Source organism: Limimaricola litoreus (genome assembly GCF_024159025.1).
Classification (GTDB): domain Bacteria; phylum Pseudomonadota; class Alphaproteobacteria; order Rhodobacterales; family Rhodobacteraceae; genus Limimaricola; species Limimaricola litoreus.
The window spans coordinates 33,775-47,694 of record NZ_JAMYXC010000030.1 but is presented as its reverse complement, the minus strand read 5'-3'; the positions used below and the strand labels follow the sequence as shown (position 1 = coordinate 47,694).

The 13,920-nt window shown below is 69.3% G+C and carries 14 protein-coding genes; 5 read left to right on the top strand and 9 right to left on the bottom strand.

The features are described from left to right. The 4 genes from NHG85_RS02690 to NHG85_RS02675 all read left to right on the top strand — a co-directional run. Window positions 1–868: murein hydrolase activator EnvC family protein (locus NHG85_RS02690; RefSeq protein ID WP_253329574.1), on the top strand; the 868-nt coding region annotated here is incomplete at its 5' end. Between the two features lie 62 nt (window positions 869–930). After that, complete coding sequence (locus tag NHG85_RS02685; RefSeq protein WP_253329573.1) at window positions 931–2,313, top strand: S41 family peptidase; 1,383 nt, start codon at window positions 931–933, stop codon at window positions 2,311–2,313. After that, on the top strand, window positions 2,310–2,792 hold the full coding sequence (locus tag NHG85_RS02680) for an RNA pyrophosphohydrolase (protein ID WP_253329572.1): 483 nt from the start codon (window positions 2,310–2,312) through the stop codon (window positions 2,790–2,792). Before NHG85_RS02685 ends, NHG85_RS02680 begins: the two co-directional genes overlap by 4 nt. A gap of 11 nt (window positions 2,793–2,803) precedes the next feature. Beyond that, complete coding sequence (locus NHG85_RS02675; protein ID WP_253329567.1) at window positions 2,804–3,259, top strand: hypothetical protein; 456 nt, start codon at window positions 2,804–2,806, stop codon at window positions 3,257–3,259. Window positions 3,260–3,289: 30 nt separating this feature from the next. Here NHG85_RS02675 and NHG85_RS02670 read toward each other — a convergent pair whose 3' ends face one another. From NHG85_RS02670 to dapD, 9 genes are all read right to left on the bottom strand, one after another. Beyond that, window positions 3,290–4,546, bottom strand: a complete 1,257-nt coding sequence (locus NHG85_RS02670; RefSeq protein ID WP_370362961.1) for a lytic murein transglycosylase — start codon at window positions 4,544–4,546, stop codon at window positions 3,290–3,292. A gap of 95 nt (window positions 4,547–4,641) precedes the next feature. Then, window positions 4,642–6,156: an FAD-dependent oxidoreductase gene (locus NHG85_RS02665; protein ID WP_253329565.1), complete on the bottom strand. Its 1,515-nt coding sequence runs from the start codon at window positions 6,154–6,156 to the stop codon at window positions 4,642–4,644. A gap of 66 nt (window positions 6,157–6,222) precedes the next feature. Continuing rightward, complete coding sequence (rnr, locus tag NHG85_RS02660; protein WP_253329563.1) at window positions 6,223–8,487, bottom strand: ribonuclease R; 2,265 nt, start codon at window positions 8,485–8,487, stop codon at window positions 6,223–6,225. A gap of 53 nt (window positions 8,488–8,540) precedes the next feature. Next, window positions 8,541–8,969 (bottom strand): GNAT family N-acetyltransferase, encoded by a 429-nt coding sequence (locus NHG85_RS02655; protein ID WP_253329561.1) that lies wholly within the window; start codon window positions 8,967–8,969, stop codon window positions 8,541–8,543. Then, window positions 8,966–10,114, bottom strand: coding sequence for a succinyl-diaminopimelate desuccinylase (gene dapE / locus NHG85_RS02650; protein ID WP_253329559.1), 1,149 nt, complete (start codon window positions 10,112–10,114; stop codon window positions 8,966–8,968). The genes NHG85_RS02655 and dapE overlap by 4 nt, the downstream gene beginning before the upstream one ends. A gap of 64 nt (window positions 10,115–10,178) precedes the next feature. Then, window positions 10,179–10,544 carry a DUF8846 family protein gene (locus NHG85_RS02645; RefSeq protein ID WP_253329557.1) on the bottom strand — a complete coding sequence of 122 codons (366 nt, stop codon included), beginning with the start codon at window positions 10,542–10,544 and terminating at the stop codon, window positions 10,179–10,181. A 108-nt stretch (window positions 10,545–10,652) separates the two neighbouring features. Further along, window positions 10,653–10,973 carry a GlsB/YeaQ/YmgE family stress response membrane protein gene (locus NHG85_RS02640; protein WP_370362960.1) on the bottom strand — a complete coding sequence of 107 codons (321 nt, stop codon included), beginning with the start codon at window positions 10,971–10,973 and terminating at the stop codon, window positions 10,653–10,655. A 63-nt stretch (window positions 10,974–11,036) separates the two neighbouring features. Next, window positions 11,037–12,065, bottom strand: coding sequence for a sodium:calcium antiporter (locus NHG85_RS02635; protein ID WP_253329555.1), 1,029 nt, complete (start codon window positions 12,063–12,065; stop codon window positions 11,037–11,039). Between the two features lie 60 nt (window positions 12,066–12,125). Beyond that, a complete protein-coding gene (dapD, locus tag NHG85_RS02630) occupies window positions 12,126–12,962 on the bottom strand; it encodes a 2,3,4,5-tetrahydropyridine-2,6-dicarboxylate N-succinyltransferase (RefSeq protein ID WP_253329553.1) in 837 nt (278 codons plus the stop codon). Window positions 12,963–13,052: 90 nt separating this feature from the next. Here dapD and NHG85_RS02625 point away from each other — a divergent pair, with 90 nt between their 5' ends. Continuing rightward, window positions 13,053–13,904 (top strand): LOG family protein, encoded by an 852-nt coding sequence (locus NHG85_RS02625; RefSeq protein ID WP_253329551.1) that lies wholly within the window; start codon window positions 13,053–13,055, stop codon window positions 13,902–13,904. Window positions 13,905–13,920: the final 16 nt, after the last annotated feature.

The following is a 13,920-nucleotide window of genomic DNA, read 5'->3' as shown; positions in this document are numbered from 1 at the left end:
TGAGGCCCGGCGCGACAGGATCGCGGCGCTGCTCGCCGCGCTGCAATCGATCTCGCAGGCGCCCGCGCCGGTGCTGATGCTGCACCCGGGCGGCGCGCTGGGCATGGCGCGCGCCGGGCTCATCGCCTCGGAGGTGACGCCCGCGCTGCAGGCCGAGGCCGAAGCGCTGCGCGCCGATCTGCAGGAGGCCGCCGATCTCGCCGCCCTGCAGCAGAGCGCCATCGGCACGCTGGAGGAGGGGCTCGCCGGGGCGCAGAGCGCGCGCAGCGCCCTGTCGGAGGCGATTTCGGACCGGACGGATCTGCCCAAGCGTTTCACCGAGGACCCGGTGGCGACGGCGCTGCTCCTGGCCTCGACCGACACGCTCGACGCCTTTGCCTCGGGGCTGGCGCGGACCATCGACGCGGAGCTGTCGAGCAGCGCGCCCGATGCCACCGCGCGCAAGGGGGAGATCCCGCTGCCGGTGCAGGGCCGGGTGCTGCGCGGCTTCGGCGCGGCCGATGCGGCGGGCGTCGCCCGGCCCGGCCTCGTCATCGCCACGGCCCCGCGCGGGCTCGTCTCCACGCCGGTCGCCGCGACCTTGCGGTTTCGCGGCGAGCTGCTCGACTACGGCAATGTCGCGATCCTCGAGCCCGCCGCCGGGGTGCTGGTGATTCTCGCCGGTCTGGCCGAGGTCTTCGGCGAGACGGGAGAGATCCTTCCCGAAGGCGCCGCGGTGGGGCTGATGGGCGGAGACCCGCCCGCTTCGCACGAAATCTTGACCGAAACGGCGCAGGGCGGTGGCGCACCGCAGACGGAAACGCTTTATCTGGAAGTGCGGGAGGGGGATGTCCCCGTCGACCCCGCCACATGGTTCGCCTCCGGCTGAGACCGGAGAGGGAGCCGACAAGGGCCCGGCGTCGCGCGCCGGAAGCAGAAGAAAGGTCGCGCATGAGGAAACTGGTATTGGCGGCGTTGGGCGGAACCGTCCTCGGTCTTGCCGTCACGACGCAGGTCGCGGGGCCGCTGGTCGCCCAGGAGGCCGAGCGCAACGCCAGCGTCTACGAGCAGCTCGACCTGTTCGGTGACATCTTCGAGCGGATCCGCGCCGAATATGTCGAGGAGGTCGACGAGGGCGATCTGGTCGAGGCCGCGATCAACGGCATGTTGACCTCGCTCGATCCGCATTCGAGCTATCTCTCCCCCGAGGATGCCGCCGACATGCGCACCCAGACGCGCGGCGAATTCGGCGGGCTCGGGATCGAGGTCACGCAGGAGGACGGCGTGGTCAAGGTCGTCTCGCCGATGGACGGCACCCCGGCCGATGCCGCCGGAATCCTCGCGGGCGACTACATCACCGCCGTCGATGGCGAAAGCGTGCTGGGGCTGACGCTCGACGACGCGGTGGACCTGATGCGCGGGCCGGTGGGCTCGGAGATCATCATCACCGTGGTGCGCGAGGGCGAGGACGAGCCCTTCGACGTCTCGATCATCCGCGACACGATCAAGCTCAACGCCGTGCGCGCGCGCACCGAGGGCGAGACCATCGTGATGCGCGTCACCACCTTCAACGACCAGACCTTCCCGGACCTGAAATCGGGCCTCGCCGAGGAGATCGAGAAGGCCGGCGGGCTCGATCAGGTCAACGGCGTCGTGCTCGATCTGCGCAACAACCCCGGCGGCCTGCTCAACCAGGCGATCTATGTCTCGGACGCCTTCCTCGAGGCGGGCGAGATCGTCTCGACCCGCGGCCGCGACGTGGTCCAGTCCGATCGCAACAACGCCACCCCCGGCGATCTGATCGACGGCAAGCCGATGGTGGTGCTGATCAACGGCGGCTCGGCCTCGGCCTCCGAGATCGTCGCCGGCGCGCTGCAGGATCATCGCCGCGCCATCGTCGTGGGCACCCAGAGCTTCGGCAAGGGCTCGGTCCAGACCGTCATGCCGCTTCGGGGTGAGGGCGCGATGCGCCTGACCACTGCGCGCTACTACACCCCCTCGGGCCGCTCGATCCAGGCGCTGGGCATCTCGCCCGACATCATCGTCGAGCAGCCGCGCCCCGAACCGGTGGACGAGAGCGCCGAGGAGGAGACGCCGCGTCCGCTGCGCTCGGAAGCCGACTTGCGCGGCAGCCTCGACAACGACAGCCTGAGCGAGGACGAGATCAAGCAGCTCGAAGAGGACCGCGCGCGGGCGGAGAAGGCGGCCGAACTGCGCGAGCAGGACTACCAGCTCGCCTATGCGATCGACATCCTCAAGGGGCTCTCGGCGCTCGGCCCCCGCGCGCTGCCCGACCCCGAGCAGCGCGCCGAGGCGGAGGACACCCCGCAGTGAGACCCGCCTCGATCGCCGCCCTGCCGTTTCGCCCCTGCGTCGGTGTGATGCTTGTCAATGCCGAGGGGCAGGTTTTCGTCGGCCAGCGGATCGACCGCGACCGCGACGCCTGGCAGATGCCGCAGGGCGGCATCGATCCGGGCGAGGATGTGACCACCGCCGCGCTGCGCGAGCTGGGCGAGGAGACGGGCGTGACGCCCGACAAGGTGATCATGGTGGCCCAGACCGAGGAGCCGCTGCATTACGACCTGCCCGCCGACGTGGTGCCGCATATCTGGGGCGGCCGCTACCGCGGGCAGGCCCAGACATGGGTGCTGATGCGGTTCACGGGGCAGGATTCGGACATCGACATCGCCACCGATCACCCGGAGTTCAGCGCATGGAAATGGATCGACCCCGCCGAGCTGGTCTCGGCCATCGTGCCCTTCAAGCGGCGCGTCTACGAACAGGTGCTGGAGCGGCTCGGGCCGCTGGTCTGAGCCTCGCCCTGATGGCGGCGGCGGCGCAGCCCGCCGCCGCGCTGTCGTGCCTCGTGCCCGATCCGATCCGCAGCTTTGCCGAGATCGACGCAGCACCCGAGATCTACCGCGCCTATGTCGGCCGCTTCGCCTTCGACGCATCGAAGCTGCCCCGGTCCGACGCCGCCGCCAATGTCAGCACCAGCCCCGAGCCGATCCCGGCGGATTTCACCGGCCACCAGCTCGGACCCACCGGCTTCGACACGGAGATCGAGACGGCGATGATCTTGCAGCCCTCCTGCGCCGGGCCGTGGTGCGGCGCGCTCGTGCCGGGCAAGGAGGTGCTGGTCTTCGCGCGCGTGGAGGAGGGCAGGCTGATCGTCGATCTGGAGCCTTGTCCCGGCACGGTGCAGGCCGCGCCGGATGCCGCGATGCGCGAAAGGCTCGCCGCCTGCCTGCGCGGCGAGGCCTGCGCCCCCGCCGAATGAAAAGGGCCGCCCCGGAGGGTGGCCCCTGTCTCAGCGCAGCCGCTTCAGGAGATCCTCGGAGGCAAAGCCGTCGACGGGCAGGCCGTTGGCCTGCTGGTAGCGGCGGATCGCGGCGATGGAGTTCGGGCCGATGATGCCGTCGGCGCCGCCGGTGTCATAGCCCAGCGCGGTCAGGCGGCGTTGCAGCTCCGAGCGTTCGGCCCGCTTGAGCGCACGGCCCGTCATCATTTTGGTGCGAAGCGGCCCGGCGCCCGCGATGCGGTCGCCCAGATGGCCCACGCCGATCGCATAGGCATCGGCGGCGTTGTAGCGCTTGATGACGTCGAAGTTGCGGAAGGTCATGAAAGCCGCGCCCTGCGCGCCCTCGGGCACGAGGATCTCGGCGGCGCCGAAATCGCGGATCTGCCCGCCCGTCGCGGCGCGCACGCCGAGCGCCTGCCATTCGGCGGCGCTCTTCTTCGTTCCGCCCGCGAGGCCGTAGTTGAAACCCGCGGGCAGCAACACCTCGACGCCCCAGGGCTGGTTCTGCCGCCAGCCGAAGTTCGCGAGGTATTTCGCGGTCGAGGCGAGGCCGTCGGTCGGGTCGTCCGACCAGATGTCACGCCGCCCGTCGCCGCGGAAATCGGCGGCATAGGCCTCGTAGCTCGTCGGGATGAACTGGGTATGGCCCATCGCGCCGGCCCAGCTGCCGGTCATCTGCGACGGCGCCACGTCGCCGTTTTGCAGGATCTTCAGGGCCGAGGTGAGCTGCTGCTCGAAGAAGCGGCCGCGGCGGCCCTCATAGGCCAGCGTCGCCAGCGCCGAGACGACAGGAATCTCGCCCCTGCGCTTGCCGAAATTGCTCTCCATGCCCCAGACGGCGAGCACCGTCTCGCGGTCGACGCCGTAGCGCGCCTCGATCTCGGACAGAAGGCTCGAATACTGCGCCAGCATGGCGCGGCCCGTTTCGACGCGGGTGTCGGAGGCGGCGGTGGAGAGGTATTCGCCCAGTGTCTTGGTGAACTCGGCCTGGTTGCGGTCCTTTTCGATCACGCCGGGGATGTAGCCCGCGTCGGCGAAGGCGCGTTCGAAGGTGGCGCCGGAGACGCCCGCCGACAGGGCGCGGGAGCGGTAACCGCCGACCCAGTTGGAAAAGCCTGCATTGGGTCGGGGTCGCATCGAATCGTCCATCTGTTCCGCGCGCGCCGGTGGCCGGAGCGAAGTGTCGAGCGGGCCCGAGACCGCGCCGCAGGACGCCAAAGCCGCGAGTGCGAAGCCCAGAAGGCCCGCTCGTCCGAGAGTCGTCAAGTTCCGCACCGCCTGCTCCTTTTTCCTTGTGGCAGCAGTACCGCGATGCGGGCGAGTCGCCACAGGGGGGATGGTGCGGGGCGGCGGGAATTCGCCTAGGCCGGAAGCGGACCGCCCGCGCGGATCATCTCGGCATGGGCGCGGGCGATCTCGCCGTCGCGGCCCGCGCCCATCAACGCCATGACGCGGCCATCCTTGACGTAGCGGGCGAGAAAATCGCCCGTGGCCTCGCCATCCATGCGGATCTCGTCCCACCCCTCGGCATGGCCGAGATAGCGGTATTGCCGGCCGAGTGCCGTCCAGAAGAAGGGCACGTCGATCTCGTCCACGGGCTTGCCCAGGATCGCCCGTGCCGCCCGCGCGCCATGCTGGCGCGCAACGCGCCAATGCTCGATCCGAAGCCGGCCCCAGGGGGTCGGCGCCCGCGCCACGTCGCCTGCGGCATAGACACCCTCGAGCCCCTCGACCGCGAGGTCGGGACCGGTGCGCAGCCCGCCGTCCTCCTCCGGGTGCAGCTCTGCGATATCGGTGGCCGGGCGCACGCCGATGGCAAGAAGCGCCAGATCGGCGGGAAGCGTCTCGCCGCTTTCCAGGCGCACCGCCGAGACCTGCCCCTCGCCTTCGAAGCCCGCGACCTTCGCCCCGGTGACGAAGCGCACGCCCTTGGCCTCATGCTCGGCCCGGATCGCCCGGCCGATCTCTTCGCCCACGATCTTGGCGAGCGGCACCTCCTCGCGCAGCGCGACGGTCACTTCGAGCCCGCGCTTGGCAAGGCTCAGCGCCGCTTCCATGCCGGTGAAGCCGCCGCCGACGATGACGGCGCGCCGGGCCTCTCCGGCGGCCTTGGCCAGCACCTCGCCCTGCTGGCGCGAGCGCAGGTGGTGCAGCCCGCCGAGATCGGCGCCGGGCAGGTCGAGCAGGTTGGCCGTGCCGCCGGTGGCAATGAGCAGGGAGTCGTAGCCCTGCGCCGCGCCGGTCGCGGTGCGGACCTCGCGCGCCGCCGGGTCGATCTCGGCCACGTGTCCTTCGACGAGGTCGATGTCGCGATCGGCCAGCGCCTGCGGCGAGGTGATGGTGAGGTGGCGGGGCAGATCGCCGGTGGCGAGCACCCCCTTGCTCAGCAGCGTCCGATCATAGGGCGGCTGCGCTTCGGGCGAGATCATCGCGATGGCGCCTTCGAACCCCTCTTCGCGCAGCGTCAGCGCGCAGGCATCGGCCGCGGCACCAGAACCCGCGATCACGACGCGGCGGCTCTTGTCGCGCGCGCGGACATGCGGCGGGGCGGGGTGCGCCTCGGCGTCTTCGGGCAGCTCGACGAAGACATGCCCATCGCGGCTTTCGACCTCGTAGCGCCGCAAATCGCCGTGGCCCGGCGGCTGGGTCTGACGGCCCGAGGAGACGTCGAAGCAGGCGTGGTGAAAGGCGCAGATCAGCCGGTTGCCGTCGAGATGACCTTTCGACAGCGGCAGTCCGAAATGGGGGCAGGCGTGGGCGAGGGCGGTGACCTCATCCCCGCGCCGGATTACGAGGATCGCGGTCTCGCCCGCCATGACCTTGAGCGGGCGGTTCTCCTCGAGTTCCTCGAGCGCGCCGATATCGTGTCTTGCCATGGTCGTCCCTCCGCCGGTGCTACCTTGGGCGAACCGGCGAAGGGAGGGGGAGTTCCACGCTCGCGATCAGCGCTTGCGCGTGACCTTGCGCTTTTCTTTCTTCGCCTTCACGGCCGCCTTCTTCTTGGCGACGCCCGCCTTGCGGCGCGGCGGCTTGCCGGGGCGGCGCGACGGGCCGCGCGGCAGGGTCGCGCCCTCGATCTCCACCAGCTCGGCGATCAGCCCGCCCGAGATCGGCGCGGCCTCGACGAGGCGGGCGGTGACCTTCTGCCCCAGCGCGATGACCCGGCCGCTGTCGGAGCCCATCAGGGTCTGCTCCTCGGCGTCGAAGTGGAAGAACTCGTTGCCGAGCGAGCGGATCGGCACCAGCGCGTCGGCACCGGTCTCGTCGAGCTTCACGAAGACGCCGAAGCGGGCGATGCCGCTGATCCGGCCCGGCAGTTCCGCGCCGATCCGGTCGGACATGAAGGCCGCGAGGTAGCGGTCGGTGGTGTCGCGCTCGGCCAGCATCGAGCGGCGCTCGGTATCCGAGATGTGCTTGGCGGTCTCTTCGAGGCGTTCGAGATCGGTATCAGACAGCCCGTCCTTGCCCCAGCCATGCGCCGAGATCAGGCCGCGGTGCACGATCAGATCGGAATAGCGCCGGATCGGCGAGGTGAAATGCGCGTAGTCGCGCAGCGCGAGGCCGAAATGGCCGAAATTTTCGGCATTATAATAGGCCTGCGTCATCGAGCGCAGCGTCGCGAGGTTTATGAGCTCGTCCTGCTCAGTGCCCTGTGCCTGCGCCAGAAGCCGGTTGAGATGCGCGGTCTTGAGCACCTGCCCCTTGGCGAGCGTCAGCCCCGACCCCTTCACCACCTCGCGCAGCGCGTCGAGCTTGTCGGGGTTGGGCTCCTCGTGCACGCGGAACAACAGCGGCTGGCGCTTGGCGATCAGCGTCTCGGCGGCGCAGACATTGGCCAGCACCATGAATTCCTCGATCAGCCGATGCGCGTCGAGCCGCTCCTTGAAGGAGATCGAGGTGACCTGTCCCATCTCGTTCAATTCGATCCGCCGCTCGGGCAGGTCCAACTCTAAGGGCTGGCGCCGCTCGCGCGCCTGCTTCAGCGCGCCGTAGGCGGCCCAGAGCGGGCGCAGCACCTCGTCGAGCATGGTGGCGGCGCGATCGGTCGGATTGCCGTCGATCGCGCTCTGCGCCTCCTCGTAGGACATGGAGGCCGCCGAGCGCATCAGCGCCCGCTCGAAGCGGTGGGAGATCTTTTCGCCGGTCGCATCGATGCGGATGCGCGCCACGATCACCGCGCGCGGCACGCCCTCGTGCAAGCTGCACAGGTCGCCCGAGAGCCGGTCGGGCAGCATCGGCACGACCCGGTCGGGGAAGTACGACGAGTTGCCGCGCTTGCGGGCCTCGCGGTCGAGCTCGGAGCCGGGGGTGACGTAATGGGCCACGTCGGCGATGGCGACCCAGAGGATATGTCCGCCCTCGTTGTCGGGGGCGTCGTCGGGTTGGGCAAGGACGGCGTCGTCATGGTCGCGCGCGTCCGACGGGTCGATGGTGATCAGCGGCAGCTCGCGCAGGTCGGTGCGCCCTTTGAGGCCCGCTGGCTTCTTGGCGTCGGCCTCGGCGAGGACCTGATCGGGGAAATGATCGGGAATGCCGTGCTGGTGGATCGCGATGAGCGAGACCGCGCGCGGCGCGGTCGGATCGCCCAGCCGCGACATGATGCGCGCTTTGGGCAGGCCCATGCGGCCCTTGGGGCCCGATTGCTCGGCCTCCACGAGTTCGCCGTCCTTGGCGCCATGCTCGGCCCCTTCGGGGACGATCCACTGCTTGTCCACGCCCTTGTCGATCGGCACGATGCGCCCGCCCTCGGAGCCCTTCTTGAAGATGCCCAGGATGCGCAGCGGATTGGTGCCGATCTTGCGGATGAGCCGCGCGGTGTAGTCCTGCTCCTCGCCCGGCGTGGCGGTGAGCTTGGCGAGGATGCGGTCGCCCGCGCCCATCGCCGCGTCGCTCTCGCGCGGCAGGATCAGCACGCTGGGGCCTTCGCCCTCGCCGTGCCATTCGAGCGGGCGCGCCCAGAGATCGCCATCGGCGTCGGGCGGCAGGACCGAGAGCACCGAGACGGGCGGCAGACGGTCCGGGTCGCGGTAGGTCTTGCGCTTTTTCTGGAGGTGTCCCTCGTCCTCGAGCTCGCGCAGCATGCGCTTGAGGTCGATCCGCGCGGCACCCTTGATGCCGAAGGCACGGGCGATGTCGCGTTTCGCGGTCTGGGTCGGGTTGTCGGAGATCCATTGCAGGATCTCCTCGCGGGAGGGCAATCTGTTCATGCGCAGCAGGTAGCACGCGCATGGGGGGTCGTCACGCGATCAGGGGTGACGGCCTAGCGATCGAGCCGCTTTTCCATGTCGCGATGGGGGATGCCCGCGTCGTCGTATTCTGGCCCGTAAGCGCTGTAGCCGAGCTTTTCGTAAAACCGCAGGGCATGGGTCTGGGCCGAGAGATAGAGCCGGGTGACGCCGGGGCGCGAGCGCAGCGCCGCTTCGGCCTGCCGCATGATCGCGGCACCGAGACCGGTGCCGCGATGCTCCCGCAGCACCGCGACGCGGCCGATCTTGCCGGTTTCGCCCCGGATCAGCAGCCGCGCGGTGCCGACAGGGGCGCCATCGCAGGTGGCGATGAGGTGGATCGCCTCGGCGTCGAGCCCGTCCATCTCATCGGCTTCGGAGACGTTCTGCTCCTCGATGAAGACGGTGCGGCGCAGCGCGTGGCAATGGGTGAGGTCGGTGGTCTCGGAAATCTCGTGTTTCACGTGAAGTAGCTTTCGAGAATGCGGGTGTAGACGGATTTGAGCCGGTGGATCTGCGCGATCTCCACCCGCTCGTCGACCTGGTGCATGGTCTGGCCGACAAGGCCGAACTCGACCACCGGGCAATGGGTCTTCACGAAGCGCGCGTCCGAGGTGCCGCCCGTGGTCGACAGCACGGGGCTCAGCCCGGTCTCGGCCTCGACCGCCCGCGCCACCATCGCCGACAGCTCCCCCGGCGGTGTCACGAAGGCCTCGCCCGAGACCTTCACGTCGAGGTCGATCTCGACCTCGAACTCCTCGGCGACCCATTGCGCCTCGGCCCAGAGCCATTCCTTCAGGCTTTCGGCCGAATGCAGGTCATTGAAGCGGATGTTGAGCGTGGCGCGGGTCTGGCGCGGGATCACGTTGGTCGCCGGGTTGCCGGTATCCATGCTCACCACCGCCAGCGTCGAGGCGTCGAAATGATCGGTGCCGGTGTCGAGCCCATGGGTCGAGAGCCGGTCCACGAGCCGGGCCATGGCGGGGATCGGGTTGTTGGCGCGATGCGGATAGGCGGCGTGGCCTTGCACGCCGGTCACGGTGACAAAGGCGTTGAGCGAGCCGCGCCGCCCGATCTTGATCATCTCGCCGAAGGTCTCGGGACAGGTCGGCTCGCCGACGAGGCACATCTCCATGCGCTCGCCAGTCTCGTCCATCCAGTCGAGTAGGGCCGCCGTACCGTCGATGCCGGGGCCTTCCTCGTCGCCGGTGATGGTCAGGATCACCGCGCCCTCGGGCGGGGTGGCCTGCACGAAATCGATGGCGGCGGCGACAAAGGCCGCCACGCCCGATTTCATGTCGCAGGCGCCGCGACCGTAGAGCTGCCCGTCCTTCTCCTCGGCGCCGAAGGGATCGACCGACCAGTCGTCGCGGTTGCCCACGGGCACCACGTCGGTATGGCCGTTGAAGCCGAAGCTCTTGGCCGCGCCCTTGTCGCCCCAGCGGGCGAAGAGGTTCGATACGCCGCCGCGATCGACGCGGGTGCAGTCGAATCCGGCCTGCTCCAGCATCTCCTGCAGCAGCACCAGCGCGCCGCCCTCCTCGGGCGTGACCGAGGCGCAGCGGATCAGCCGCGCGGTCAGTTCGGCAGGATCAATGGTCTGGGGCATCCGCTCACTCCTTGGGGCAGGGCAAGGCGTAGCGCGGGGGCGGGGCGGTTTCAATCGACCGGGTTCAATGAACCGTGTCGCCGCCGCCCTTGGCGTCCTCGAAGAAAGGGGTCATCTGCGCCACGATCACCGAGTTCTCCTCGAGCGCGCGGCTCATGAGCGCCCGCTCGTCCTCGTCGATGTCGTGCCCTTCGGCGAGACGCTCGTCGAGCGTGCCGTAGCCGGTGACGTCGAGCGGGGCGAGGTCGGCCTGCTTGAGGATGGCGACGGTCTCGCGCACCGCCTCGGCCTCGTCCACGCCCGAGGCGTAGCACATCAGCGCGGCGCCGGTCGCGCCCTTGGGCAGCCCGTCGCCCGACTTGCGCCCGACCTCGACCAGCAGCGTGTAGACCTGCTGCGCCCGCTTGGGCTTGTCCTGCTTCTCGGCCATGCGCCTCTTCCTCATCCGGTGGTCCGCCCGCAGGTGGCACCCCGGACCCGGATGCGCAAGACCCCGCGCCTTGCGGCGCGGGGTCTGCGGTCCTGTCCGGCCTTTGGATCAGCCGCGCTTGCCGCGCACCATCCGGGCGAGGAAGATCAGGATGCACGCGCCGATGAAGCCCGCGATCAGCGACCCCCAGAACCCGACCAGGCCCTCGCCCATGATCAGGGCCAGCAGCCAGTTGAACAGCAGCGCGCCGAGGATGCCGATGATGATGTTCATCAACAGCCCCATGTTCGCCTTCATCACCTTTTCGGCCAGCCATCCGGCGATCGCGCCGATGATGATGGTCATGAACCAACCCACACCCGTCATGTCTTCACTCCGTACCTGTCGCCCGATCCATCCGGGCTGTTGAGGCGGCAACGAACCGCTCACGGAATCGTTCCCACCCGTGAGGCTTAGCACGGGAAACCGCGTCGCTCGCGCAACGATGCGGGCTCAGCCCAGGACTTCGATCGTCGCCGCGATGACATAGACCGCCAGCATGGCGACGCTCTCGAAGCCGATCCGCGCCGGGCCCTGCCGCTGTCGCGCGATCAGTCCCGCCAGCAGGATGCCGGTCATCAACAGGCCGGTGCCGAGCCAGTAGAGATCGGTCGTGCCGACGGCGTGGTAGAGAGAGCCCTCGCGCAGGCTCACGTCCGACAGGACGAGAAACAGCGTGTCGAAGGTGTTGCCGCCGATGATGCCGCCCACGGCAAGCTGCAGCGCGCCGCGGCGCACCGCGACGATGGTGGTGACGAATTCGGGCAGCGAGGTCACCACGGCCGTGATGAGCGAGCCGACGAGGCTCGAGCGCAGGCCGAACCGCTCGATGAAGGCGCCGCCCACCTGCGCGATCACGAAGCCACCCAGCCCCATCACCGCCACCAGCCCGGCAAACCGCAGCGCCGGGCCCATGACCGAGCGGCCCGCCTCGTCCTCGTCCTCGGGCTCGTCGGTGCGGGTCTCGGAGGTCATCACCGGGCGCCACATCGGCTCTTCGGACACGCGGGCCGAGATGCGCACCCCGTAGAGATAGGTGAGAAACAGCACCACCGAGACGGGGTGCACGCCGAAATAGGCGACGTCGGGCCCGGCGATGGCGCATAGCGGCAGGCTGAGCAGGATCATCAGCATCACCGCCTGGAACAGGTTCGCGGGCTCGGCGGCGGCGTGTTCAAGGTTGGCGCGGCGGTAGATCAGGTCGGCGATGGCGAGAAACAGCGTCTGCGCCGCGATGCCGCCCACCGCGTTCGAAAAGGCGAAGGAGGCGTCGCCGTCGAGCGAGGCCTTGACCGAGACCACCACGCCGGCGAGCGATGTGGCACCGCCCAGGATAATGCCCCCCGCCATCGCCTCGCCCATCGAGGTCCGGTCGGCGATGATGTCGGCGAGCCGCGTGGCGCGGATCGATGAAAAGATGACGGCCGCCCCCGCGAGAGCGAAGACGGCCAGCAACAGCGGGAGGGACAGGTTCTGGATCATGTCCCCCAAGACTCGGGCAAAGCGGGCGGTTCCGCCGCCCGCGCCGGAGCGTGGCGTCGATCAGTCGCGCAGCAGCTCGTTGATCCCGGTCTTGGAGCGGGTCTGGGCGTCGACCTTCTTGACGATCACAGCGCAGTAGAGGTTCACGCCGCCCTTGGAAGGCAGCGAGCCCGAGACCACGACCGAGTAGGGCGGGATCTCGCCATAGCTGACTTCGCCGGTCTCGCGGTCGAAGATCTTGGTCGATTTGCCGATATAGACGCCCATGCCGAGCACCGAGCCCTCGCGAACGATGCAGCCCTCGACCACCTCGGAGCGCGCGCCGATGAAGCAGTTGTCCTCGATGATGGTCGGGTCGGCCTGCAGCGGCTCCAGCACGCCGCCGATGCCGACGCCGCCCGAGAGGTGTACGTTCTTGCCGATCTGCGCGCAGGAGCCGACCGTGGCCCAGGTGTCGACCATGGTGCCGCTGTCGACATAGGCGCCGAGATTCACGAAGGAGGGCATCAGCACCACGCCGGGGGCGATATAGGCCGATTTGCGCACCACGGCGTTGGGCACGGCGCGAAAGCCCGCGTCGCGCCAGCGGTTCTCGCCCCAGCCTGCGAACTTGCTGTCGACCTTGTCCCACCAGCCGCCGCCCTGCGGGCCGCCCGGCTGCATTTCCATGTCGCGGATGCGAAAGCCCAGAAGCACGGCCTTCTTGGCCCACTGGTTCACGACCCAATTGCCGTCGGCGCCCTTTTCGGCGACGCGCAGCGCGCCTTCGTCGAGCGCGTTCAGCGTGGCTTCGATCGCCTCGCGGGTTTCGCCGCCGGTCTGCGGCGTGATCGTGTCGCGCGCCTCCCAGGCGGCCTCGATCGCGGTTTCGAGCTGGGCGGTGTTCGTATCGGCCATGGGACGGGCTCCGGTTTGTGATGCGGCTCGGGGGCGGCTATAGACCGGATGCGGCAATCGGCGCAACGCGCCCCAGGGTAAGGGACAGGCATGACCAAGGACAGACGACACCTGATGCGCGACAGCCAGGAGGATCAGCGCACGGCGGGGCAGGTGCCCCAGACGCCGCAGACCACATCGCCCTCCTACCGGCTGGCCTTCACCGACGAGGAGTTCCTGCTGCGCGACGAGCTGCGTCCCGTGCGCTGGCAGCTGGAGCTGATGAAGCCCGAACTGCTGATGAACGCGGCCGGGGTCAACTCGACCGTGGTGCTGTTCGGCGGCGCGCGCATCCCCGAGCCCGCGCGGAAACACGAGGCGCGCACGCAGACGCTCGCCGATCTCTCGGCCTTCTACGAGGAGGCGCGCGCCTTCGCGCGGCGCGTCACCGAATGGTCGTTGAGCGAGGGCGGCACCGAGAACGTGATCGTCACCGGCGGCGGCCCCGGCGTGATGGAGGCGGGCAACCGCGGCGCCGAGGAGGCGGGCGGCCGCTCCGTGGGTCTCAACATCGTGCTGCCGCACGAACAGGCGCCGAACCTCTATGTGACGCCGGAGCTGGCGTTCAACTTCCACTATTTCGCAATCCGCAAGATGCATTTCCTGATGCGCGCCAAGGCGGTCTGCGTCTTTCCGGGTGGCTTCGGCACGCTCGACGAGCTGTTCGAGACGCTGACGCTGATCCAGACGGGCCGCATGAAGCGCGTGCCCTTCCTGCTGTTCGGCCGCGCCTTCTGGGAAAAGATCGTGAACTGGGAGGCGCTGGCCGATGCCGGCACCATCGCCGACGAGGATCTTCAGCTGTTCAAGTTCGTGGAGACTGCCGACGAGGCCTTCGAGGCGATGCAAAGCTGGACCCATGCGGGCGAGCGGCGCGAGCATATTCCCGGCCGCAAGGAGTGAGCCCCGGCGTCGGGAT

Bases quoted from the DNA above. Each gene is read 5' to 3' on its own strand.
- NHG85_RS02685 (WP_253329573.1), top strand. From the start codon at position 931: ATGAGGAAACTGGTATTGGCGGCGTTGGGCGGAACCGTCCTCGGTCTT.
- NHG85_RS02675 (WP_253329567.1), top strand. From the start codon at position 2,804: ATGGCGGCGGCGGCGCAGCCCGCCGCCGCGCTGTCGTGCCTCGTGCCC.
- NHG85_RS02665 (WP_253329565.1), bottom strand. From the start codon at position 6,156: ATGGCAAGACACGATATCGGCGCGCTCGAGGAACTCGAGGAGAACCGC.
- rnr (WP_253329563.1), bottom strand. From the start codon at position 8,487: ATGAACAGATTGCCCTCCCGCGAGGAGATCCTGCAATGGATCTCCGAC.
- dapE (WP_253329559.1), bottom strand. From the start codon at position 10,114: ATGCCCCAGACCATTGATCCTGCCGAACTGACCGCGCGGCTGATCCGC.
- NHG85_RS02645 (WP_253329557.1), bottom strand. From the start codon at position 10,544: ATGGCCGAGAAGCAGGACAAGCCCAAGCGGGCGCAGCAGGTCTACACG.
- NHG85_RS02635 (WP_253329555.1), bottom strand. From the start codon at position 12,065: ATGATCCAGAACCTGTCCCTCCCGCTGTTGCTGGCCGTCTTCGCTCTC.
- dapD (WP_253329553.1), bottom strand. From the start codon at position 12,962: ATGGCCGATACGAACACCGCCCAGCTCGAAACCGCGATCGAGGCCGCC.
- NHG85_RS02625 (WP_253329551.1), top strand. From the start codon at position 13,053: ATGACCAAGGACAGACGACACCTGATGCGCGACAGCCAGGAGGATCAG.